Source organism: Halobaculum limi (genome assembly GCF_029490015.1).
GTDB classification, from domain to species: domain Archaea; phylum Halobacteriota; class Halobacteria; order Halobacteriales; family Haloferacaceae; genus Halobaculum; species Halobaculum limi.
In genome coordinates, this window is the sequence record NZ_CP120468.1 from 1,520,161 (window position 1) to 1,542,879 (window position 22,719).

Genomic DNA, 22,719 nt, shown 5'->3' on the forward strand with positions numbered 1-22,719 from the left:
CAACACCGAGCGTCCGGAGAAATGAACGACGATTTAATTCGGTCCCATTCATCACTCGTACATTCCGGATTCTAGTCAATAACTGCGATGACAATTTTCAGTTTGTGGAGTGGGCAGCGGAGAACAGTACTACAACCGATTTCAGCGAATTGAGTTGCACCTAGCTCGGAGACGTCGACTGCTGTGCATCGCCACTGAGTTCAGCGTCATTGGATGGATCGAACAGATGGAAATCCCTGATGAACACGAGGGTGGGGTTCTTGCCGCAGAGACTGTTCACGCGGTAAATCACACGTTAGCCGCCGTTGACGAGCCTCTGTTGCCAGACGATGAAGTTGAGTCGTCTCTTACTCAAATTCAGCTAACGTGGACCGAGCTCCCAAACGGGCGGCTGTGTTGAAATCATAGTAATCCGAAGTATATGCCGCCGAAACAGCCGTTAGATAGCTGGTGCGTATGCGGCACTCCAAGTGCACCGCCCATATGAGATCCATATCGTCTGTCAGTGGTGCGTAATATTTTGTTGGAGGAGCATCCACTGTTATATATATGAACCTCAGTCAGAATATGTCGACGGCTGACCGGGTCGTTCGAGGTGTCGCAGGCATTTGGTTGCTCGCGATGAGTGTTGGCGCGTTACTTGACCGAAGAAAAGTCCTCGCCGCGATCACGGGTATCTCGGGATTTGGATTGCTGTCGAACTCGTTGACTGGCCACTGTGGTGGGAACGCAGTGCTCGGAATCGATACCTCCGCAGGTGAAAACTGACACATTCGGGCCCTGTATCTAACGACGAAGGTGTCTTACTGGACATCCTCTGAGGATTTCAACAGATCTTAGATATTCATTGTTGGAATAACTACTCTCAGGATCTGGCTCCTCAATCTCGAAATTCGCTGCGCCCTCTCCTGAGACATCTATATCAATATTTGACATACTCGAGATAATAAATACAACTCCGAATTAGAAGCCAACCCTTCTTGCCCCGTCCGCCCGAGGACTCGACAATGAGTACGGAGACGAGTCAGGCGGACATCTCCAGACGGGAGGCGTGGGTCATCGCTGCCCGCCCGCAGACGCTTCCGGCGGCGCTCGCGCCGGTGCTCGTCGGGACCGGACTGGCGTTTCGCGACGATGTGTTCGCCCTCCTTCCGGCGCTGGTCGCCCTCATCGGCGCGGCGCTGATCCAGATCGGGACGAACTTCGCGAACGACTACTACGACGCCGAGAAGGGCGCAGATACCGCAGATCGGGAGGGGTTCACCCGCGTCACCGCGGGCGGCCTCATCGACCCTGCGGAGGTGAAGCGAGCGATGTGGCTCACCTTCCTCGCGGCCATCGTCGTCGGTGCGTACTTAGTCGCCGTCGCCGGCCTCCCCATTATGATCGTCGGCCTCGTCTCGGTGACGATGGGCGTCGCCTACACCGGTGGGCCGTACCCGCTCGCGTACCACGGCCTCGGCGACGTGTTCGTGTTCCTCTTTTTCGGCGTCGTCGCTGTCACGGGCACCTACTACGTGCAGGCGGCGGCCGTCCTCGGCGTCGATTTTCTCACCCTCGTCCCGCGTGCGGAACTCGTCCCCCTCGCGGCCCTCGTCGCCTCCCTTCCCGTCGCCGCCATCTCGACGAACATCCTCGTCGTCAACAATCTCCGCGACCGCGAGGAGGACGTGGAGACGGGCAAGAACACGCTCACCGTCCGCTTCGGCTACGGCTTCTCGCGGGCGCAGTTCGTCTTCCTAGTGGGGATGGCGTACACGGTTCCGGTCGTCTTCTGGACCGCGACCGGCGATCTGACTTCGTTGCTCCCGCTGGCGACGCTCCCGCTGGCTGTGCCGCTGACGAAGACTGTCCTCACAGAGACCGCAGGTGAGGCGCTCAATCCCGCGTTGGAACGCACTGGGAAACTGCTCGCGGCGTTCGCGGCGTTGTTCGCGCTGGGACTGGCGCTGTAACTGTGAGCGTCGTCGCACTCCGCGAGTTCGCGGTCGACCTCGCCGCGCCGCTGTCGACGGCTGCCGGCGACATCGAGGCCCGTGAGGGCTTACTCGTCCGCGTCGACGTGGGTGGGACGCCAGGTGTCGGCGAGGCGACGCCGTTGCCGGGGTGGACTGAGTCGCTCGAAGACTGCTACGCGTCGCTCGAACGCGCCCGCGACGGCGGCACTCTCCCGGGCCCGAACGCGCCCGCCGCTCGCCACGCCGTGACGCTCGCGTACCGCGACGCGGTCGCTCGGCGGTTAGACCGGTCGGTCGCCGCGACGCTCGCCCGCGACGACTCGCCCGCGGCGTCAGTTCCAGTGAACGCGACCGTCGGGGACGCGTCCGTCGAGGAGACTGTCGATGCGGCGCGCGCGGCGGTCGAAGACGGCTACCGGACGCTGAAACTGAAGGTCGGCATCGGGAGCGTCGAGCGAGATGTCGCTCGTGTCGAGGCAGTCGCGGACGCGGTGGCCGACACCGACACGCCGGTGACGTTGCGGGCCGACGCCAACGGTGCGTGGGACGTCGAGGAGGCACGGGAGGCGCTTGCGGCGCTCGATGGTCTCGTGGAGTACGTCGAACAACCACTGTCCGCGAGCGACATCGCGGGACACGCGGCGCTTCGCGGCGTCGGCGCACCGGTCGCCCTCGACGAGTCGCTCATCGAGTACGGTGTCGGTGCGGTGCTCGACGCCGGCGCCTGCGACGCGGTGGTTCTCAAGCCGATGGCGCTCGGCGGACCGTCACGGGCGCTCGCGGCGGGGCGCGCGGCGGCCCACGCGGGCGTCACGCCAGTCGTCACCACGACTATCGACGCGGCGGTGGCACGCACCGCCGCGGTCCACGTCGGTGCGGCGATGCCCGGTGGTAGTGGCCGTGCCCACGGCCTCGGGACCGGCGACTTGCTCGCGGGTGACGTTGTCGACGACGACCCAGTCCCCGTCGAGGACGGTCGGATCGCAGTTCCCACGGAGCCAGGGCTCGCCGGCGGCGCGTTCGTAGACCTGGTGTAGAATCGGCGCTGCTGCGGATTACTCCTCGACGACCTCGACGACGCCGACCATCCCGAGGTTCCTGTGCGGCGTGCAGTAGTACTTCGTCACCCCGACCTCGGTGAACTCGTGAGAGAACGTCTCTCCCTCTGCGGCGTAGTAGGGACTCTCGAAGGCGCCGTCCTCGTCGACGACGTTGTGGCGGCTTCCCAGTCCGCTCCACTCCCAGACGACGGTCGTGTCCGGCGAGACGCGGACTGCGGCGGGGTCGAACCCGAACCCGTCGCCCGCGCCGACCGTCACAGACACTTCGTCGCTTCCGGTTCGGTCGGTGACGCTCCCATCGTAGCCGCTCGCACCGTCGAGGTAGCCGTCGTAGCGGGGCGTTCCGGTCGCGTCGTCACCGGTGTCGCCGTTCTCGCCGCTGGCACTTCCACCCGAACAGCCAGCGAGACCGACGAGTGTACCGGTCGCGACGAGCGAGAGTGCTCGTCTTCGGGTCAGTCTGCGTCGCCGCGGGCCGCGTTCGCCCGTGGTCGCATCGTCCATACCGACCGTCGGGGCCGAACGACAATGACGACACCGGCTTTCGATCGACGAAATCGCAGGACGAAGCATCGTGAACGACCGGGAAAGACTTTAGCCGCGACACTTCCACTCACACAGTTGCATGACAAACCTCGTCACGCACGTCGGTTCGACCGTCGAGGACCACCCCGACGGCACCGCCGTCTCGTTCAAGGGCACCGACATCACCTACCGCGAGTTGTGGGGGCAGACGGGCGCGTTCGCCAACGGCCTCCGCGAGGCGGGCGTCGACACCGACGGGCGTGTCGGTATCTATCTCCCGAACCTCCCGCAGTTCGTCGTCGGCTTCCACGGGACGCTCCGCGCGGGCGGCGTCGTCGTCCCGATGAATCCGCAGTACAAAGCCCGAGAGATCGAACATATGCTCTCGGACTCCGGCGCGGAAGTGGTCGTCACCCTCCCCGACCTCGCGGGTCACGTCGCGGAGGTACGCGACGACACCGACGTACACACCGTCGTCACCATCGGTGAGGCCGTCGAAGGGACCGTCTCCTTCGAGGACTTTTGCGGCGCTCCCGAGTTCGAGACGGTCGACCGCGCAGACGACGACATCGCGTGTCAGCCGTACACCTCCGGGACGACGGGCACGCCGAAAGGCGTCCTCCTCACCCACCACAACCTCGCGTCGAACGCGGAGATGGCGGCGTCGCTCCCGCCGGGCGGCGTCCGCACCGACGACAGGCAACTGGGCGTATTGCCGCTGTTCCACATCTACGGGATGACCGTCGTGATGAACTCGACGCTGTTCAACGGCGGCGCGTACTATCCGCTGCCCGCGTGGGACGCACAGGAGGCGTTCGACCTCATCGAGTCGGCCGAACTGACGATGATGCACGGCGTCCCCGCGATGTACAACGACGTCATCAACCAACCCGACGCGGCCGAACGTGACCTCTCCTCGCTGCGACTGTGCGGCGTCGGTGGCTCCGGCATCCCCGTCGAAGTCCTCCGGCGTTTCGAGGAACTGTTCGACGTCAAGATATACGAGGGGTACGGCCTCACCGAGACGAGTCCGGTCACGCACTTCAACACGCCCAGCAAGGGCCGTCGCGTCGGCTCTATCGGCAAGACGCTCCCCGGCGTCGACGCGATGGTCGTCGACCACGACTTCGAGCAAGTCGCACCGGTCGACGAGGGCCCCGTCAACGAGGAGGACGTCGACCTCAACGACATCACCGGCGAGGTGGTCGTCTCCGGCCCGAACGTGATGCAGGGGTACCACAACCGCCCCGAGGCGAACGAGGAGGTGTTCACCGAGTGGGACGGCAAGCGCTGGTTCCACACCGGCGACATCGGCTACCACGACGCGGACGGCTACTTCTACATCGTCGACCGCGAGAAGCACATGATCAACACTGCGGGCTACAACGTCTACCCGCGCGAGGTCGAGGAGTTGTTGTTCGAACACGAGGCGGTCGCGGACGCCGCCGTCGTCGGCATCCCGGACGACCGCCGAGGCGAGACGGTGAAGGCGTTCATCGTCCCCAAACCGGGCGCCGACGTGACGCCCGACGAGATCAAACAGTTCTGTCTCGACAACCTCGCGGAGTACAAGCACCCGCGCCAAGTGGAGTTCGTCGAGGAACTCCCGCGGACGACGACCGGGAAGGTGCAGAAGTTCGAACTGCGCGGGGAGTGACCGGCGAGTAATCGCGGAACCGGGGAAACGACCAAACCCCGGGGCTACGTCGCCCCGGTATGGCAGACGTCACGGAGTTCTCTGACGGCACAGTCCGACTCGAACGCGACGACGGTGTCGCGCGCATCGTCTTGAACGAACCCGACCGCCGCAACGCCCTCTCGGTGGCGATGACCGACGGCATCGAGGCGGCTATCGACGACCTCGAAGGCGGAGACACCCGCTGTGTCGTCGTCGAGGGGGAGGGCCCGGCGTTCTGTGCGGGCGGCGACATCGACACGATGCTCGAGCGCCAGGAGAGCGACGCGCCCACCGACGACGCGGTGCGCCACATCATCACCGAAATCGGTCGCTGCGTCAAGCGCGTGTACGAGTGCGAGTATCCGACCGTCGCGAAGGTCGACGGCCCGGCGTTCGGCGCGGGCGCGAACCTCGCTATCGCCTGCGACGTGACCGCCCTCCACGAGGACGCCCAGATCGGGTTCGGTTTCCGCGAGGTCGGCCTCGCCGTCGACTCCGGCACCTCCTACCTGCTCCCGCGCCTCGTCGGCGAGAACGTCGCGAAGGAACTCGTGTACACCGGCGAACTCCTGAGCGCCGAGCGTGCCGAGGAGTTGGGCGTCGTCAACCACGCCGTCCCCGACGACCAGTTCGAGGCGAAGTTCTCGATGCTCGTCGACCGCATCGCGAGTGGTCCGACGGTCGCGCTTCGCACCTCCAAGCGCCTTCTTCGCTCGGACTTCGCCACGCTCGGTGAGGCCATCGAACACGAGGCCGGCGCACAGGCGGCGGTGCTGGAGTCGGAGGACCACGCAGAGGGCGTCGACGCGTTCACGGGCAAGCGAAGTCCGGAGTTCGAGGGCCGGTAAGCCGACCCGCCAGCGGTCTCGCGCTCGCGTGTTATTCAGTAGTCGGGGAGCGGCGGCACGACCGGTTCGCCCTCGGCCTTGCGTTCGCGTCGCTCGACTTCATCGACCAACTCGCGCATGAACGGGTCGACGGTGTTCGCCATGAACATCACCGGGTCGTCCTCTGCCAACAGCGAGTCCAAGACGTCGCTCGCGGGCGTCTCGTCCGTGTCGTGTTGCACCGCCGGAACGGTCACGTTGCGAGCGAAGACGCCGGTGTACGCGCCGCCAACGTGGACGCGGTCGATCAGGTCGCGGTCGGCGAGGATGTTCACGTAGTCGACGAACGAGGCGGTTCGCCCGCGACGGTCGCGCCGGAGGAAGACGAACGGGACGACTCGATCCGGTTCGCGGTCGGGTGCCTCCTCACCGATGTACGCCACGTCGTCGTCGCCGTCACCATCGGCGAGCGACCGCCGGAACAGTTCCGTGCTCTCGATTTCGTTGACCTTCGCGGCGTTGAACACCCGGCCCTCCGGCAGGTGCGTCCACTCCGGTTGGATGGCGGCGAGCATCTCGTCGGTGCGGTCGGGGTCGAGCGGATCCTCGTCGATGTGGCGGAGGACGTGATCGATGGCGTGGACCGTCTCCGCGCCGATCAGGTCGCGGTGGCGTTGGGGGATCACCACCTGCTCGATGGTCGCGCCGCGTTTCTCGATCTCTTCGCGGAGGTACCTGTGGATGACGTCGTGTTGCTCACCGCTGATGACGTGACAGCCTTCGGGGACCGCGCGAGCGAACGACCGGGCGATGGTCTGGCGGTCCTTCCCGAGCGTGTCGTTGTGGTCCTGCCGGACGTTACAGAACACGAGGACGTCGGGCTTGAGGAACCGTTCGTTGACCATCCGCATCGTGTACTCGGTGATCGCTTGGTTCTCCATCACGACCGCGTCCTTCGGTTCGGTCAGCGTCAACTCGGGGACGAACTCGCGGATCAGGTCGATGTTCTCGTACAGGGTGACGCGAGGTCCCGACCGATGAATCGGAATCTCGCGGCCGTTGTGGTACGACGTCGGTCGGTCGCCTGTGATCTTCGTGTACGAGTCGTAGCCGCGTTCGGTGAGGATCCGGCCGAGTTGCTTCGCCGTCGACGACTTCCCGCGGATGCCCGATACGCCGATCCGCACGTCCACGTCGTCGAGCAACGCTTCGTGGTTGGGGCCGCGCGAGAGGTACGCCCGAAAGCGGTCGAGTACCGACGGCGTCGGGAGCGACTGCCCGCCGTAGGTGAGCGGTCGGTCGATCACGACCCGTCACCTCCCGAGAGGACCGACGCGGAGTACACCTCGTCGTCGCTGGGTTTCTCGACGGCGAGGAACGCCGTCACCGCGAGCGACGCGACCACGACGACGGCCGCGGCAACGACGTGCAGGCGGCCGAACTCCTGTAAGACGCCCCGGCTGAACGGCTCGGTCACCGCCCGCGTGAGTGCGAGGAGTCCGACGAACGTCCCGACGCCGAGGACGAGTTGTTCGCGTCGCTCCGCCGGTGGCGTCGTGTGAACGCTGTAGGCGTCGACACCCGCGATGACGCCGACGAACACCGCCGACAGTCCCCTGCGGATCGGGACCTGTTCGCCGAGCACCAGTCCGGTCGCCTCCGGCAACGCCAGCGTGAACCCGAGTGCAACGAGGACGCCGACGGCACACGCGATGCTGATCAGCACGCGGCCGTAGATGAGCGTCCGGGAGTGGATGGCCCGGACGACGACCATCGAGACGACCGTCGCGAGGAGGAACAACACGAGCAACCACTTGGTGGAGAGTGCGAACAGCGCCAGCAACGCCAGCGAGATGATCCCCAGCCTGATGCCGAAGTGCCGCCGCACCACCTCTGACGCGACCGCGCCGACGGTCAACACGGCGATGACGGTCGCCCGCCCGTCGATGTTCGGCGCGAGATACCCCTCGACGACCGCACCGCGAGCGACCGCGATGTCGGCCGTCTTCGCGAACAAGATGAGCGGCGCGCTGGCACCGACCCGCGCGGCCGTCCACGGAGAGACGAGGAGCGCACCGAGGGCGACCAGCGCGACGAACAGCCCCGTCATATATAGCAGATCCTGTTTACGGTACTCGGGCTTCGTCTGGTGAATGTTGTATGCGGTGAGGCCCGGCAGCAGCGACCCGAGGAAGACGACCGGACGCGCAGAGACAGCCTGTTCCGGGACGACCGCGATCAGCGCGGCGTACGCCAGGAACGGTGCGAGTGACCCTCCGACGAGGGCGGCGACGAACTCGTCACGACCGTACAACAGCGTCCGCTCGCGGACGAACGCGAGGAACAAGTAGCCGAAGGCGGTACTGAGGACGAACACCGGGAGCGCGATGAAGTACTTCAGCGTGTAGACCGCCAGCGTCGGAACGACGATGGTGCCCCCGATCCGGAGGCCCTTCGTCTGGGTGATGTACGCGACTGCAAGAAATCCGAGCGCAGCGACGAGCGTTGCGACGAGCACTGGCGAAGGCACCGGCCGGTCGTGCTTAAGAGTAACTAGACCGGAAGGTCCTGGAGTGGTCGCGTCGACACCGCTCGTCGAACAAGCGAAACGTAGAAGGGAGAACCCGAGAACCGTAGGCGTATGACCGATTACACGGTGGAGTTCGTCGGCACCGGCGAGGAGATCACGGTGTCGGACAAGCAGACCATCCTCAACGCCTGCATCGAGGAGGGAATCGCCCAGGAGTACTCCTGCCGCGTCGGGATGTGTCTGGCCTGTACCGCAGAGATCGTCGAGGGTGAGGTGGCTCAACAGGCCGCTGTCGCCCGTGCGCTTACCGAAGAAGAAGCCGAAGACTACGCGTTGACCTGTATGGCACGTGCGCAGTCGGATCTGAAACTCGACCGCGGGAAGTACCCGCCGAGCATCGAAGACGAGGCGGCGACGAGCGTCGAGGCGGCCGCAGACGACGACTGAGGCCGCCCCAACCGAACTAATTATTGCGGGTCTGGTGAACACCACTCCGTGTCCGAACCGCGAACGCTCCACCCCGCACCAGCGGCGATGGCCGTGGCCGTCGTCGGACTCGCGGTCGCCCACGTCGTCGTCGACGACGACCAACTCGCGGTCGAACTCGTCGAGGCAAGCATCCTGCTGGTGTTCGCCCTCGTGTTGGTGTTCGTCGCTGTTCGCGTCGCGCGTGAGGGGTTCGACCGCGAGTCGGTCGGGCGAGTCGTGACCGCGGGACTCGTATCGGGGGCCGTCGTCGGAGCGCTCGCCGCCGTGTATCTATGGGCGCGGTCGGCGGCGGGCGAACCGGTGGTCGAGGGGTGGTTCACCATCTCCATCGGGTGGACGCTCGGAACGTGCGCCGGAGCGCTCGTCGGCTACGTCCTCGAAGGGATCCGTGAGGAGAGACACTATCAGGAGCAGTTGAACGGGCGGCTGACCGTGTTACAGCGCGTTCTCCGGCACAACATCCGCAACGAGGTCTCGATCATCTCTGGGGTCGCACAACTGGCCCGCGAGTCGACCGAAGAGGAGGAGGTCGCCCGTCGCCTGCTGACGCTCGAAGACCACGCGAACCGCGTGGCCGGACTCTCGGAGAACGCGCAGACGTTGGCGAACGTCTGGAGTGATCAGGACGTGACGGAGATGGATCTCGTTCCGGTGGTCCGTGCGAAGGTCGCTCGACTCCGCGAACAAGAGCCCTCGATCGATATCGCGGTGCACCTTCCGACGGCCGCAGGGGCGTCCGTCCACCCGATGGTCGAGTATGCGATCTGGGAGGCCCTCGACAACACCGCCGCCCACAACGACCCCGAGGCGCTGTCGGTAGAGGTGACCGTCTCCACGCAGGACCAGTGGACCATCGTGGAGGTCGTCGACGACGGATCTGCTGTCCCGAAAGACGAGATTACCGCCCTCGAAGAGTCACACGAACTTCCGCTGCGGCACGGGAGCGGTCTCGGCCTGTGGATCGTCAACGCGATTGTCGACCAGTCCGGCGGCCGTCTCGACATCGAGAACCGCGACCCTGCAGGGGTCTGCGTACGGATGGCGTTCCCGACGTGTGCGGTGGACAGACTGGAGACGCCGCGGTGATGGTCGTCACCGAGTTCGCTCCATCCAGTCGACCGCGAAGTCCACGAGCGGTCGCATTCGACAGACGACCGTCTCTGCGTTCGCGACGCTCCCCCGCGTGACTCGGTCTGGATACTGATCCTCGAACGCCGCTTCGATGTCGCGGAAGTCGTCGCGATGCTCCGGCTCCTCGAACTCGACCCAGCGGCGTTCGCCGTCCTCGACGACTGGGCCGCCGTTCGTCTCGGGGGTCCCGTCGAAGTCGGCGCGGTACTCCGCGAGGTGGAGGCAGGTGTTCGCGTCGACGCCAATCCGCACGACGAGCGCGTCGCGTTCGTACAGACGCGCCAGCGGCGACTGCTCTCCCATCGGTGAGTCGTACGCGTGGCCGGCGGTCACAGCTTCTGCGTCCACCCCCCACGCCGCGAACGAGGTCGTCGGGTGCCGACTCCGAACGGTTCCGGGGTAGTCGCGGAGGCAGTCGGGGATCGCACCCATCCCTCGCGTCGGCGTCGACTCGGGGCGGTACGGCGCGGCCTCGCGTTTGACGACGTCGACCCACTCGTCGGGAATCGGCGGGTTCTCCCAGTGGGTCGGGTCCGACAACTGCGTCGAGTGAGTCGGGACGGCGACGGTCCCCGTCTCGGTGACGGCGTCGAGCACCCCGTCGACGACGGTCGGTGCGCCGCCGGCGACCCACCCGAGCGCCGACAGCGACGAGTGGACCAGCGCCGTCTCGCCCGCGTCGACGCCGAGGGCACGGAGGTCGTCGCGGACGCGGTCGGTCGTCACCGGCGCGTCCGTCCGGTCGACGGCGTCTCCTTCGCTCATAGGCGTATTCTCGAAGCGAGCGACAAAATCGTACCGACCGGTCCGGCCACGTCGTCGCCTACTCCACCGCGCAGTTGTTCGGACCGAGTTCCGCCTCGAACGCCTCCTCGTCGGTGAGCGACTCCTGTCCGAGGTTGACGGCGACGATCCGTTCGTAGTTGGCCGGGCGCGGCGGCAACGACGCCGAGACGCGGTCGACGAACGACTCTCGGTCCAGCGAGAGCACGTCCAGATCCCACAGCGCACGCAGTGGCGCAGCGTAGGTGTCTCCGCGGGCGTCGGCCAGGTCCGCGAAGTGCCCAGGTGCGACAAGCGTGTCGTCTGGAAGCGGGAGGAGTCGCTCGTGGAGCGTGTCGTACGCCCGCCCTGCGAGCGAACGAGCGCCGTCGTCTCCTTCCTCCAGATCCGGCCGCCCGACGCTCCCGAGGAACAGGGCGTCGCCGGTGAACACCACGTCGGGACCGCGTTCGCGACGGAGACGGTAACAACACAGTTCGCTGGTGTGCCCAGGCGCGTGGATCGCCTCGACGGTCACGTCGCCGATCTGGAGTGTCTCGCCGTCCGCCAAGAGCGTCGGGTCGAACGCCAGTCCGCGGTCGGTCGCGCCCGACGGAACCACCGCGGCAGCGTCGGTTGCGTCCCGAAGCGAGCGGATCCCGCTGACGTGGTCGGCGTGGACGTGCGTGTCGAGCGCGTACCGAAGCGTCGCACCGGCCTCCTCTGTAGCCGCGGCGTACCGCCCGGTGAACGCACGAAGCGGGTCGATCACGCACGCCTCGCGGTCGTCGCCCTCGCCGGCGACGATCAGGTACGCGAGACACCCCGACGACGGGCGCTGGAACTGCGTGACCGTCACGTCGTCGGCGTCGACGAGCGGTTCTGCGAGGTACACCACGGCCCACTCGTCCATCCCGCCGGCGAGGTTGACGGCGTCGACGCCGGCCTCTCGGAGGGCGTCGGCGGTGTCTGCGCTGGCTTCGCCTCGGCCACAGACCGCGACGATCGGTTCGGCGAGGTCTGCGGGGAGCGGGTCGGTCGCGTCACCCCGCGCACCAGCGGCGATGAACTGGACGTGCGGGACGTGACGAGCGTCGACGCCGCCGCCGTCGACGTGCCACGCGTCGAACTCCGGGCGGTCGCGGACGTCGAGGACGGACACCTGTCCACCCGCGCGGAGGTGGCGCGCTAGCGTCTCGGGGGCCAGTTCCGCGTCCGGGTCGAGGTCGAGGTCAGTCACGGTCTGTCCTCACTCCTGCGGGTGGAACACGTGGCGAACCACCTCGCTGTCGTCGTCCCACTCGAACTCGTCGTGGACGGCCTCCAGCCGTCGCTTGTACGCGTCGAGGTCCTCCGACCCCTCCGCGCGGGCGTCTTCGTCGGTGAGGTCACCGAGCGTTCGGTGTTCGATCGCGGTCACCTCGAACGTCTCACCGTCGATGTCGAAGGTGTCGCCCTCCTCGGCGTAGGCGTGCCCGCGGTGGAGTTGTGTCACCTCGCCGTCGGCGGCCAGTTGCTGGACGTGCTCGTTGGGCAGAATCTCGGACGCATCGATGTGGGTCATCGGTCGCGATAGGTGTCGCTCGGGGGAAACGTTAACGCCGTCGTCGGCGACTCCCGAGTATGGACAGCGCGGCGTTTCGCGAGGCGGTCGCGGCATCGAAGGCGACCGAACTCGACCGACTCGGATCGAACAAACTGCTGGTCGCGTTGACCGACGCGACGCTGGAACCGGCGGCGGTGTTGCGCGCGGCCGCCGACTCCGAACACGCGGCGGCGACCACCTTCGAAGCGTGGGCGGACGACGCCGACGAAGAGACCGGACGAGCGTTGTTCGCGTGGCTCGCAGACCGGGAACGCGACCACCGCGAACGCGTCCTCGACTCGTTGGCCGACCTCGACGCCGCCGACGCCTACGACCCCGCAGACGGCGGGACGATGCACAAGTACCTCCGCGCACGCGAGGACGTCGTCGAACGGGTCGCCGCGGGAACCGTCGGCCGCGGCCTCGTCAGCGACCGCACGCACCTCCAGATCGTCTCGTTCTTCGACAACGAACGGGACCAGACCCGTGCGGACCTCTTTCGCGACTTCCGCACGGAAACCGAGGAGGAACTGGAGCGAGGCCTCACGGCGTTAGACGACGCCTGTGAGTCGGACGACGACTGGGAGCGCGCGCGGATGGTCGCGGAGTACGTGATCCAGATCGCCTACGACGACTACGCCGACGCCCTCCAGGGGATGGGCATCGACGTGAAGCCGGTGTGTTGAGCACGACGCGGCCGAACCCGTAGTGGTACACCGCGAACCGTGACACGAAGCTGTAGCCAGCCGATCAGAACCGGATTCGTGATGGCCGACAGATGTGTGATGGGGGTGAGACAGATGAACCCGACGCTCAGGCTCAGAAAGGCGCTGACCCGACTCCGACCGTTCGACCCGTACTACTACCAGTGCAGCGACTGCAAGCGGGTGTATCCGGCGGAGCGGTCGACGTGCTCCGTCTGTGATGGGGCGGTCGAACGGGTGTGCGGAGCCACGTCTGTTCGGGTGATCGACTCGTCGCCGTGAGCCCGGTTCGCAGTCGCGAGTCGGTGATCGGACTCAGCGCCGTTACGAATCTCGAAATCGCCGATCACCGAGAGTGCACTGTCGTGCAGAATCGCACGACAGCGACGGGATCGTCGACCCGAGCGATTGAAGGGACGGGACGACGGCGTATTCGGTAATGCGTCACGACCACCTCCTCTCGGCGGGCCAACTCACTCGGGAGGACATCGAGGCCGTGCTGGACCGGGCGGCCGACCTCGCGGACGACCCGGGTGCCGTCGGCGACCGCTACGCCGACACGCTGCTCGCGCTGTGTTTCTTCGAACCGAGCACGCGCACCAAGATGTCGTTCGACACCGCGATGAAACGGCTTGGCGGCGACACCGTCGACATGGGGACCGTCGAGTCGTCGTCGGTAAAGAAGGGCGAGTCGCTGGCCGACACCGTCCGCGTCATCGAGGGCTACGCCGACGGTATCGTCCTCCGACACCCGAGCGAGGGCGCGGCGAAACTCGCCTCGCAGTTCGTCGACGTCCCCGTCGTCAACGCCGGCGACGGTGCCGGCCAACACCCCAGTCAGACGTTGCTCGACCTGTACACGATGCGCGAGCGAGCGGGCTTAGATGACCTGACGGTCGGGATTATGGGCGACCTGAAGTACGGTCGAACGGTCCACTCGCTGGCGGAGGCGCTCACCAACTTCGACGCGCGGATGCACTTCGTCAGCCCCGAGTCGCTTCGCCTCCCTCGCGGTGTCCAGTTCGACCTCCACGACGCCGGGGCGCGCCTCCGAGAGCACACGAGTCTCGACGAGGTGCTCCCCGAACTGGACGTCCTGTACGTCACGCGGATCCAGCGCGAGCGCTTCCCCGACGAGAACGAGTACCAGAAGGTGGCCGGCGAGTACCAGATCGACGCCGAGACGCTCGAACGCGCCAGCGACGACCTCACCGTGATGCACCCGCTCCCGCGCGTGGACGAGATTGCACCCGACGTGGACACGACCGAGTACGCCGCCTACTTCGAACAGGCGCACAACGGCGTCCCTGTGCGAATGGCCCTGCTCGATACGCTGCTGGGTGACGACGCCGCGACCGACGGAGGTGAGCCACGATGAGCGGCCCGGAACACGAACTCCGCGTCTCGAAGATCCGAAACGGGACGGTCATCGATCACATCACCGGCGGGCAGGCGCTGAACGTCCTCGCCATCCTCGGCATCGACGGCGACGAGGGCGTCGGCGTCTCCATCGGGATGAACGTCCCCTCGGACAAACTCGGGACGAAAGACGTCGTGAAGGTGGAAGACCGCGAACTGAGCCAGGGTGAGGTGGACGTACTCTCGTTGCTCGCCCCGGAGGCGACGGTCAACATCGTCCGCGAGTACGAGGTGGTCGAGAAGAAGCGCGTCGAACGCCCCGAACGCGTCATCGGCCTGCTCACCTGCCCGAACCACAACTGCATCACGAACGCCGACGAACCCGTCGAATCCGCGTTCCGCGTCGTCGACGACGGCGTCCGCTGTGAGTTCTGCGGTGATATCGTTCGCGAGGACATCGGCGACCACCTCGCCGTTCACTGACCGCGCTGATTCGGTCGCCGCTCGCCGTCGCTCCCTCGGCTCGTTCCACCGCGTTTTTTGCGTTCGTGCTGATGTGTCTGTGGTGTGATCGCTTCCCTCCACCCACAGTTCGAGCCATCGCCTGCCTCGGCGAGTGATCTTCGATGAGCGACGACGGACTGCAGATCGACGGTCCCGACTCCCTACGTGGGGCGCTCCTCTTCCTCGTCGTCGGTGTCGCCGTCGCTGGCTACGGGGTCGTCGACTACACCGGACAGAGTGACGCCGTCGCAGACGCCGTCGAGGTCGACGCGACCGTGACCGCGGTGGGCGTCGAGGAAGCGTCTACTCCTGGCGAGGGAACCGTCGACTACACGCCGCGAGTTCGGTTTGAGTACGACTTCCGGGGGACGGCGTACACCGGAACCCGACTGTATCCGGCGACTATCGCTCCCGAGTACGACACTCGATCCGCGGCCGAGGACGCCATCTCAGACATCGACGAGGGAGACACCGTCACCGCGTTCGTCGACCCGAGCGACCCCGACGGCGCGTTCCTCCGGCGCGACACGTCGAACGCGCCGCTACTCGCTGTCGCTATCGGCGGCGTGTTGGCGTTGTTCGGCGGGTACACCACGACGAAGCGACTGCGAGCGCGGTGAGCGGCACGACTCCGCAACCCACTAACCGTCCGCGGCTAATGCCTGCGTATGACACGGTTCGACATCGTCGCCGACGGCGGCCGAGACGAGGACGCGCCGCGAACGTCTGACCCGCTGGCACCCGACAGCGAGCCAGAAGACCTCCTCGGAACGATGCTTCGCGCGGGGATCTTGACCGAGGGCGAAGACGGTGACCTCTATCTCACCAAGGAGTTCGAGTCGGCGTGGACCGGCCAGATGTCGACGCTGCGCTCGCTCGACCAGCAGAAACTCATCGAGGCGACCGCACAGGCCGTCCCCTTTGAGGCAGAGGGCGAACGCGCCTACGACGGCATCCGCATCGAGGGCCAGGAGGGCGTCGCGTGGCTCCGCCCGACGAACGCTATCGCGGACGTGGCCGCCGTCCTCGCGATGGAGGCGTTCGACGTACCCGACTACGTCCGCGCACCCGCGGCGACGCCGCTGCGACTGTTCACACCCGAGTGTCCCTCTTGCGGCGGCGACGTGGTCTCTACGATCAGTCGAGACGGCTCGCCGGTCCCGCCCGAGAGCGGCCGCGAGGCGAACCGGAAGGTGCTCGCGTGTACTGACTGCGGTGCGGAGGTCCACGAACTGAGTGCACAGGTCGAGGACTGAGACGGCAACAGTACCGTGAATCACCACGTCGGCCGCTCGCGACCACCCAGCCGACTGCTTCGGTAACGCCTATTCCGATCCGACACCCAGCACGGGTATGCGCACGCTTGATGCGATCCATCGGCCGGAGTACACTGGCGACGACCGATGCTGGCCGTGTACTATCGTCAACGCCGGTATCGTCCTCATCGCGTCCGCGGTCGCAGTCCCCGTTTCCGGGCCGCTCGCGTTCCTCGTCCTCGTAGGAGGGATGGCGCTCATCTACCTGCGCGGGTACGTCGTCCCTGGCACGCCGTCGTTCGCGCCGCGTCTCGTCACTAAGGCTGGCCTTGCTCCCTACTTCAAACACGTCGGCGACGACGGACCGCCGGAGCGCCGTTCCGACGAACTCGCGGAGAACACCGACCCCGAGCGAATGCTGGGAGCGATGTTCGAGGCCGGCGTGTTGAGTGAGGGCGACGACGGCGACCTCTATCTCACCGACGAATTCGAGACGGCCTGGTGCGAGGAGATGGCGACGCTGCGCGAGGTGGACGAGGATGCACTGGCAGCGGCGACCGCCGCGGTCGTGCCGTTCGACGGTGACGCTGAGATTCGATACGACGGCGTTTCGGTCAAGGGTGAGGAAGGCGTCGTCTGGCTCCGACCGATCCACGCTATCGCCGATGTGGCCGCCGTCCGTGCAATGCGTGAGGTAGGCGTCCCCGAATCGGTTCGCGCGCCGGGTGCGTCGCCGCTTCGACTGTTTGCCCCCGAGTGTCCGGTCTGCGGCGGCGACGTGGTCCAGACGACCGTCGCGGACGGCTGTTGTGGTGGGACGATGAGCATCCACGACACGCCGAATCGGGAGGTACTCGCGTGTGCTGACTGTGACAGTGAACTCCACAACTTCGGCCCGGTCGGCGTCGACGACCAGTCGACTGCGGGCGGAAACGATTAGTACCCACCGACGGAAGGGTGTGGTATGTCAGGGAAATCGAAACTCGTCGTCCTGTTCGGTGTCGTAGTCCTCCTGTACGTGCTGTTCAGCTCCGATACGGAACCGGTCGAAGTCGAAGTCGAATCAGAGTCCGAGTAACGCCGTCGAGTGGTCGCGACGCTGCGGCCGCACACCATTTTTCCGAAACACGTACCCTCGCGACAGTCCAACGACCGATATGACCGAATACGGCGTCGTCACCCGCAACGCCGAGGAGGTGGAGTGGCCCGACTTCGACCTAGGCTTCTACGAGGTAAAAGACGTCACTGGGCGCTCGGCAGAACCGCTGGAGACGGCCGTCAATATGGTGTCGTGTTTCGGCGACAACGCGGCCGCCGAGGCGACGCCCGAGTTGGTCCCCGTCGACGAGGAGGGGAACCCAGCCACGCGCGACCGGACGTACTTTGACTGGGCGTACATCTGCCCCACCCACGAGCGCTATCGCGAGGGACTACTCGAAATCGTCGAAGACTGCGCAGCCGTCAACGACGACGTTCGCCTCGATGACGTGGGCTTCCCTCGACAGGGCTACTGTCATTGTGACCGCTGTGAACAGCAGTTCGCCGACTCTGAGTACGACGACTGGGAGGCGTGGCGCACGAGCGTCATCACCGAGTTTGTCGCCGAAGCGACCAAGCGCATTCCCGGGCGTGCCTACCTCACGCTGTACCCCGACCCGTACCCCGGCCACCTGTACGAACGCGCGGGCCTCGACCTCGACGCACTCGCGGAGTACGTCGACGAGTTCGTCGTCCCCCTCTACGACACCCACTACGGGACGACCTACTGGCTGGAGACCATCGCGAAGGGGTTCGAGAGTCGACTCGCCGACCTTGACGTGACGTTCTCGGTCGAACTGTACGCCGTCAACGTCGACATCGACGACTTGAACCACGCCGCCGAGGTCGCGGGGGCGTACGGCGAGGACGTCTTCTTCGGCTACGACGCGAGTCAAGCGGCCGCGGCGCTCCGGCGGATGCGGGCGGACGCCCGTGAGGGCAAAGAGTACGGCGCGAGCGAGGAATAATCGCTCAGCTAACCCAGGTAGCCCTCACGCACCGCTGCGGTAGTCCGCGCACACTTATCTCCGCATCTGACGGAGCAGTCGGTGATGTCCCTCCCAACGGGTTCGCCACCGACGAACAACGGCCGCAATCGAACCGCCGCCCGGCGGATCGGTCTAGTCGGGGTCGCGCTTCCGACCGCTGCGGTCCTCGTGAGCGGCGACGCGGTCGCGGTATTTCTCGCGGGCCTTCTCGCGGTCGCGTGTCTCGCCTCGGCTATCACTGTCGCTGGGGACGACGACCTTGACGTCGCCGCTCGCAGAGACGAGTGACCACCGCGTCGCTAAGAGAGCGGCCCGTACGCGAACGCCCAGACGACGACGATACCGAGAAGCGTGATGAAGCCGGCGACGCCGGCGAGCACGAGCAACATCCCGCCGGTCGCCTGTTTCTGCTCTGTGTCGGCCATACGTCCGTCAGGTGCCGCGGCCACATAGGTTCCGCGGCGAGACAGATCCGACAGCGACGCTGCGTGCGCGTTCCAGGGCAGATCGCAAGATGGCTCAGTCGTGGTTATCGCCACTGCCGGGTTCGTCAAGGCCGCCAGGGAGCGTTACGTGGACGACTGTCCCGCCACCGTCGCGCGTCTCGAAGTCGACCGACCCGCCTGACCGTGTCACGACCCAACTCGCGATCCACATCCCGAGGCCGTCGGAGTGAGTCAGCGAGTCCGGCACCCGGTCGGAGGTGACGAGTTGGCGCAGCGATTCGGGGACGCCTGGTCCCCGGTCCGCGATCGAGATCCGAACTGCGTCTCCCGTCCGCTCTCGGCGCACCGCCGCGGTGATACGAACCGACGGGGGGGATTCGTCGGTGTGCTCCAGCGCGTTCTCCACGAACTCACCGAGTGCGTCGCCGACCTGTGGTGTCGCACTCACGGTCAACGCCGCCGGACACTCGACGGTCAGTCGTGCGTCCGGGTACGCCGGTTCCAGATCCTCGACGATGGTGTCGATCACCGACCGCAGATGCTGTGTAGTCCGCTCCGTGGGTGCGTTCAGGCGTTCGACGATAGCGCGCTCCTTCTGTGCGAGATCGAGTAAGTCTGCCCCAGTGTCTCGAATCGTCCGGGCGGAGTCCGCGAGATCGCCGTCGAGTGCCTCGGCGAGTCGTTCCGCGTGACCGAGGACGATGTTCATATCGTTGCGGAGGTTGTGGCGCAACACCCGGTCGAGGACCGCGACCTGTTGGGAGCGTTCGATCTGGTCTGTGATGTCGGTCTGTACGGCGACGAACCCGGTCACCTCACCGTCGTCGCCGATCAACGGCGAAATCGTCTGGTGAGCGCGGTAGAAGTGCCCCTCGCGGTCCCGGTCGACGATCCGTTCCTCGAAGGTGTTGCCGGCGGTGATCTCACTCCAGAGGCGGTCGAAGTACTTGTCGTCCATCTGCCCGGAGTTGAGGATGTTCGGGGTCTGACCCACCGCTTCCTCTGAGCGGTAGCCCGTGGTCTCCTCGAACGCTTTGTTGACGTACGTGATCGTCCCGTCGACGTCAGTGATGTAGATGGCGTGGCCGGAACACTCGACCGCCTGCTTGAACTCCTGTAACTGCGTCTCGAGTGTCTTCGCCTCGGTGACGTCGATCTGGAACCCGACGTAGTGTGTCACTGCGCCGTCGTCGTCGGTGACGGGTGAGATCGTCAGGCGGTTCCAGAACATCGTCCCGTCGGCTCGGTAGTTGCGCAGTTCGACCGTCGCCGGTTCGCCGGCGTCGATAGCCGCACGCAGTGTTGCGACGGGCTCTTCACGCGTCTCCTCCCCCTGGAGGAACCGACAGTTCCGACCGAGTACCTCTGACTCGTCGTAGCCGGTGAGTTCCTCGAACGCCTGGTTGACGTACATCAGGGGTTCGTCGTCGCGGCGGACGTCCGCCAATGTCACACCGACCGGGGAGGCATCGATAGCTCGTTTGAGCAGCGAGATCTGTCGCTCTTGTGCACGCTCGTCGGAGATGTCTCGAATCGCACCCCGGACGGCGACGACCTCGCCATCGGCATCTATGACCGGCTCTCCTACGGTGCGGACCCACCGTTGTCGGCCATCGGTCGTCGTGAGACGGGCCTGCGTGTCGTACGGTTCCTGCTCGTCGACTGCTCGGTCGATGAGACTGCTGAGCAGTTCTCGGTCGTCTGGATGGTAGAACGAAAGTGCTTCTTCAACTGTCGGTTCGTACCCAGTGTCAACACCGTGGATATCTTTCGTGCCTGCAGTCCACGTGAGTGTCTCTCGCCTGCGGTCGTACTCCCACCCACCAGTGTTCGCGAGGCGTTCAGTCTGTTCGAGGAGTGCGCTGCGAGCGGTGATCGACTCGGGGGTGGTGTGTTCCTCTAGTTTGCCGTTCCGCGTTTTTGCCTCCTCGTCGACCGACAGCAGGATCGATACACCGTCATTCGCTGGTCGAACCCATCCCCAACCGACGGCCCCCGTCGCTGAGGCCTCCCAGCGTATCGTCGTCGGGCGACCGCTCTCTTGGACCCTCTGGAGTTCAGAACGGACCACTTCGGGGGTCCGAAATATCTGCGGAAGGATATCCGAGCCGACGGCCTCGGGAGTGATGCCGAGCAGGTTGGATCCTCCCTCATCGAACCCGAGACAGCACAATGACTGATCGAAGCGGAGTGTCGCATAAACGCCGGTAGAAGAAGCCGATTGACTGTCGTCGGCGTCCGTCTCGCTATCGGTCATCGCGTCGCCCCGAAGGGTACGCGTGAGTACAGAACGCCACCAGTCTGTGGTTCATATCCCCGAATCGATTGGGACGTGCATAAACTCCCCGTCGCCGTAGCAGATACGACGACGCCTGAGCCCCTGCCCAGAGTTATTCTTTCGAGCCGTACGTTTTCAGGTAGTCGTCGACATCGATCACGACCAGCTCTTCTTCGTCGTCCCACTGCGGGGCGTACTGGGTCGTGATCTCTGGGACGAGATCGTATTTCCGCAAGAACGCTTGGGCAGCGATCGTCCCACTCGCATCGGACTTCGTCACCGTGTACGCCGCGTCATCGGCTTCGGCGTCTTCCACCGGTTCGATTCCGATCCGATTGGACTCCTCGTCGTAGTACATCACCGCGCCATCTTTCCCCTCAAAGAACTCGTCTAGCGCCGCTCGGTTCACGCCGATCGTCCCGGATTTCCGAATCGACATCATTAGTTCAGTACTCTTTGGTCGACCACGACCACGTTTTGTTTCTGTGAATTTCTGAAACGTCATCTCCACTATCGCTATTCAGCGCGTTCAAACCTTGTTATATATCCACTACCACGCTTTTGAGCGGTTCTAAGCCTCCATTTGAATAGAGTATCGTCAGAGTTCACCCAGTTACCTAGGTGAATTCTTTTCGACGCAGAGGCACAATTTCTGAGGGAAAGTGATTGTTATCTATCTGGATGTACTCTGACCCGTACAATCAATACAGACTCTTGCGAACGCTTCCCCGTGATCGACGAGACGATCCGGCGCATTGAGGAGTTACAGACTCAGAGTGCGTCCGTCGTCGCCGTGGACGCCGCAGAGGCGCTGCGGGAACTGACCGACCGACAATTCCGCAGCGTCGAGGAGTTCGAGCGTTCGCTCGAACGTAACAGTCGGTCGCTACGCCAAGCGAACACGTCGCACGCCCCGCTATATACTACCCAACGACGGATCCTCGAGCGCGTCGACGACGCAGACACCGACACTGTAGACGCGGCGAAGGCGGCGCTCGAAACTGCTATTGAGGAGGTGATCGACCGCGTCGAGACGACTAAGGCAGACGCGAGTAAGCGAGCTGCTGATCTGATCGACGATGGCGACGTACTGTTGACCCACGAGAACTCCTCGACGGTGATGGCCGCGTTTGATCGTGCGCTCGCCGACGGCAAGTCGTTCGATCTGTACGTCACCGAGTCGCGCCCGCGATACCTCGGGCGGCGGACCGCTCGCCAACTCGCCGGCAACGACCGCGTCGACGTGACGATTATCGTCGACGGCGCTGCAGGACACGTTCTCTCAGAGTGTGACCGCGTGTTCGTCGGGATGAACTGCCTCATTGATGATACGGTGTACAACCGGATCGGTACCTACCAGATCGCGACGGCCGCCGCCGATCAGGACGTCCCCTTCACCGTCGTCGCCGCCTCCTCAAAATTTATCGGCGACTCTGGCTTCACCTTCGAGAACGCCGACCGTCCGGCATTCGAGGTGGTCCAAGAACCACCCGACGGGTTCGACGCGAGCAACCCCGGCTACGACACTACGCCGACGCGACTCGTCGACGCCGTCGTGACCGAAGACGGTGTAATGCAGTTTTGAGCGGGGCGATTTCC

26 protein-coding genes are annotated in these 22,719 nt (G+C 65.3%); 17 read left to right on the forward strand and 9 right to left on the reverse strand.

What is annotated here, in order from left to right; translation table 11 throughout:
- Window positions 1-567: 567 nt before the first annotated feature.
- The 3 genes from P0D77_RS07710 (at window position 568) to P0D77_RS07720 (ending at window position 2,995) form a co-directional block, all read left to right on the forward strand.
- Complete coding sequence (locus P0D77_RS07710; RefSeq protein WP_277555762.1) at window positions 568-768, forward strand: YgaP family membrane protein; 201 nt, start codon at window positions 568-570, stop codon at window positions 766-768.
- Window positions 769-1,007: 239 nt separating this feature from the next.
- Complete coding sequence (locus tag P0D77_RS07715) at window positions 1,008-1,955, forward strand: 1,4-dihydroxy-2-naphthoate polyprenyltransferase (RefSeq protein ID WP_277555715.1); 948 nt, start codon at window positions 1,008-1,010, stop codon at window positions 1,953-1,955.
- Between the two features lie 2 nt (window positions 1,956-1,957).
- On the forward strand, window positions 1,958-2,995 hold the full coding sequence (locus P0D77_RS07720; RefSeq protein WP_277555717.1) for a mandelate racemase/muconate lactonizing enzyme family protein: 1,038 nt from the start codon (window positions 1,958-1,960) through the stop codon (window positions 2,993-2,995).
- Window positions 2,996-3,013: 18 nt separating this feature from the next.
- Here P0D77_RS07720 and P0D77_RS07725 read toward each other — a convergent pair whose 3' ends face one another.
- A complete protein-coding gene (locus P0D77_RS07725) occupies window positions 3,014-3,523 on the reverse strand; it encodes a halocyanin domain-containing protein (RefSeq protein ID WP_277555718.1) in 510 nt (169 codons plus the stop codon).
- A gap of 121 nt (window positions 3,524-3,644) precedes the next feature.
- On the opposite strand from P0D77_RS07725, the gene P0D77_RS07730 reads away from it, so the two are divergent.
- Together P0D77_RS07730 and P0D77_RS07735 are read left to right on the forward strand one after the other, a co-directional pair.
- On the forward strand, window positions 3,645-5,201 hold the full coding sequence (locus P0D77_RS07730) for a long-chain-fatty-acid--CoA ligase (protein ID WP_277555719.1): 1,557 nt from the start codon (window positions 3,645-3,647) through the stop codon (window positions 5,199-5,201).
- Window positions 5,202-5,260: 59 nt separating this feature from the next.
- Window positions 5,261-6,070: an enoyl-CoA hydratase/isomerase family protein gene (locus P0D77_RS07735; protein WP_277552235.1), complete on the forward strand. Its 810-nt coding sequence runs from the start codon at window positions 5,261-5,263 to the stop codon at window positions 6,068-6,070.
- 35 nt (window positions 6,071-6,105) lie between these two features.
- Here the strand turns inward: P0D77_RS07735 and P0D77_RS07740 are convergent, their stop codons facing one another.
- On the reverse strand, window positions 6,106-7,356 hold the full coding sequence (locus P0D77_RS07740; RefSeq protein ID WP_277552237.1) for a Mur ligase: 1,251 nt from the start codon (window positions 7,354-7,356) through the stop codon (window positions 6,106-6,108).
- The gene (locus tag P0D77_RS07745) at window positions 7,353-8,567 is read right to left on the reverse strand and encodes a poly-gamma-glutamate biosynthesis protein PgsC/CapC (RefSeq protein ID WP_277552239.1); all 1,215 of its coding nucleotides are present in this window, start codon (window positions 8,565-8,567) and stop codon (window positions 7,353-7,355) included. The genes P0D77_RS07740 and P0D77_RS07745 overlap by 4 nt, the downstream gene beginning before the upstream one ends.
- A 123-nt stretch (window positions 8,568-8,690) precedes the next feature.
- Between P0D77_RS07745 and P0D77_RS07750 the strand changes: the two genes are divergently transcribed.
- On the forward strand, window positions 8,691-9,026 hold the full coding sequence (locus P0D77_RS07750; protein ID WP_277552241.1) for a 2Fe-2S iron-sulfur cluster-binding protein: 336 nt from the start codon (window positions 8,691-8,693) through the stop codon (window positions 9,024-9,026).
- Window positions 9,027-9,074: 48 nt separating this feature from the next.
- Window positions 9,075-10,154 carry a sensor histidine kinase gene (locus P0D77_RS07755; RefSeq protein ID WP_277552242.1) on the forward strand — a complete coding sequence of 360 codons (1,080 nt, stop codon included), beginning with the start codon at window positions 9,075-9,077 and terminating at the stop codon, window positions 10,152-10,154.
- Window positions 10,155-10,160: 6 nt separating this feature from the next.
- Here the strand turns inward: P0D77_RS07755 and P0D77_RS07760 are convergent, their stop codons facing one another.
- From P0D77_RS07760 to P0D77_RS07770, 3 genes are read right to left on the reverse strand one after another with little or no spacing between them, the layout of a single operon-like run.
- Entirely contained in the window at window positions 10,161-10,964 is an 804-nt protein-coding gene (locus P0D77_RS07760; protein WP_277552244.1) for an AAC(3) family N-acetyltransferase, read from the reverse strand.
- A 58-nt stretch (window positions 10,965-11,022) separates the two neighbouring features.
- On the reverse strand, window positions 11,023-12,201 hold the full coding sequence (locus tag P0D77_RS07765; protein WP_349770028.1) for an MBL fold metallo-hydrolase: 1,179 nt from the start codon (window positions 12,199-12,201) through the stop codon (window positions 11,023-11,025).
- A 9-nt stretch (window positions 12,202-12,210) separates the two neighbouring features.
- On the reverse strand, window positions 12,211-12,525 hold the full coding sequence (locus P0D77_RS07770; protein ID WP_277552246.1) for an ASCH domain-containing protein: 315 nt from the start codon (window positions 12,523-12,525) through the stop codon (window positions 12,211-12,213).
- 59 nt (window positions 12,526-12,584) lie between these two features.
- Between P0D77_RS07770 and P0D77_RS07775 the strand changes: the two genes are divergently transcribed.
- The 9 genes from P0D77_RS07775 (at window position 12,585) to P0D77_RS07815 (ending at window position 18,684) form a co-directional block, all read left to right on the forward strand.
- Window positions 12,585-13,232 carry a ferritin family protein gene (locus P0D77_RS07775; protein ID WP_277552247.1) on the forward strand — a complete coding sequence of 216 codons (648 nt, stop codon included), beginning with the start codon at window positions 12,585-12,587 and terminating at the stop codon, window positions 13,230-13,232.
- Window positions 13,233-13,346: 114 nt separating this feature from the next.
- Window positions 13,347-13,532, forward strand: a complete 186-nt coding sequence (locus P0D77_RS07780) for a hypothetical protein (RefSeq protein ID WP_277552248.1) — start codon at window positions 13,347-13,349, stop codon at window positions 13,530-13,532.
- Between the two features lie 157 nt (window positions 13,533-13,689).
- Window positions 13,690-14,628 (forward strand): aspartate carbamoyltransferase, encoded by a 939-nt coding sequence (gene pyrB / locus P0D77_RS07785; protein WP_277552250.1) that lies wholly within the window; start codon window positions 13,690-13,692, stop codon window positions 14,626-14,628.
- Window positions 14,625-15,092 carry an aspartate carbamoyltransferase regulatory subunit gene (gene pyrI / locus P0D77_RS07790; protein WP_277552252.1) on the forward strand — a complete coding sequence of 156 codons (468 nt, stop codon included), beginning with the start codon at window positions 14,625-14,627 and terminating at the stop codon, window positions 15,090-15,092. Before pyrB ends, pyrI begins: the two co-directional genes overlap by 4 nt.
- A gap of 143 nt (window positions 15,093-15,235) precedes the next feature.
- Complete coding sequence (locus tag P0D77_RS07795) at window positions 15,236-15,733, forward strand: DUF3592 domain-containing protein (protein WP_277552254.1); 498 nt, start codon at window positions 15,236-15,238, stop codon at window positions 15,731-15,733.
- 48 nt (window positions 15,734-15,781) lie between these two features.
- Window positions 15,782-16,369, forward strand: coding sequence for a DUF8054 domain-containing protein (locus P0D77_RS07800; protein WP_277552256.1), 588 nt, complete (start codon window positions 15,782-15,784; stop codon window positions 16,367-16,369).
- A gap of 97 nt (window positions 16,370-16,466) precedes the next feature.
- Window positions 16,467-17,309, forward strand: a complete 843-nt coding sequence (locus tag P0D77_RS07805; RefSeq protein WP_277552258.1) for a DUF8054 domain-containing protein — start codon at window positions 16,467-16,469, stop codon at window positions 17,307-17,309.
- A gap of 217 nt (window positions 17,310-17,526) precedes the next feature.
- Window positions 17,527-18,375, forward strand: coding sequence for a hypothetical protein (locus P0D77_RS07810; protein WP_277552260.1), 849 nt, complete (start codon window positions 17,527-17,529; stop codon window positions 18,373-18,375).
- A gap of 84 nt (window positions 18,376-18,459) precedes the next feature.
- A complete protein-coding gene (locus P0D77_RS07815) occupies window positions 18,460-18,684 on the forward strand; it encodes a hypothetical protein (protein WP_277552262.1) in 225 nt (74 codons plus the stop codon).
- An 11-nt stretch (window positions 18,685-18,695) separates the two neighbouring features.
- Here P0D77_RS07815 and P0D77_RS07820 read toward each other — a convergent pair whose 3' ends face one another.
- The 3 genes from P0D77_RS07820 to P0D77_RS07830 form a co-directional block, all read right to left on the reverse strand.
- Entirely contained in the window at window positions 18,696-18,821 is a 126-nt protein-coding gene (locus P0D77_RS07820; protein ID WP_277552263.1) for a hypothetical protein, read from the reverse strand.
- A 94-nt stretch (window positions 18,822-18,915) separates the two neighbouring features.
- Window positions 18,916-21,099: a PAS domain S-box protein gene (locus P0D77_RS07825; protein WP_277552265.1), complete on the reverse strand. Its 2,184-nt coding sequence runs from the start codon at window positions 21,097-21,099 to the stop codon at window positions 18,916-18,918.
- Between the two features lie 133 nt (window positions 21,100-21,232).
- Window positions 21,233-21,631: a hypothetical protein gene (locus P0D77_RS07830; RefSeq protein ID WP_277552267.1), complete on the reverse strand. Its 399-nt coding sequence runs from the start codon at window positions 21,629-21,631 to the stop codon at window positions 21,233-21,235.
- Between the two features lie 219 nt (window positions 21,632-21,850).
- Between P0D77_RS07830 and P0D77_RS07835 the strand changes: the two genes are divergently transcribed.
- Window positions 21,851-22,705, forward strand: coding sequence for an eIF2B alpha/beta/delta subunit family protein (locus tag P0D77_RS07835; RefSeq protein ID WP_277552268.1), 855 nt, complete (start codon window positions 21,851-21,853; stop codon window positions 22,703-22,705).
- Window positions 22,706-22,719 lie beyond the last annotated feature (14 nt).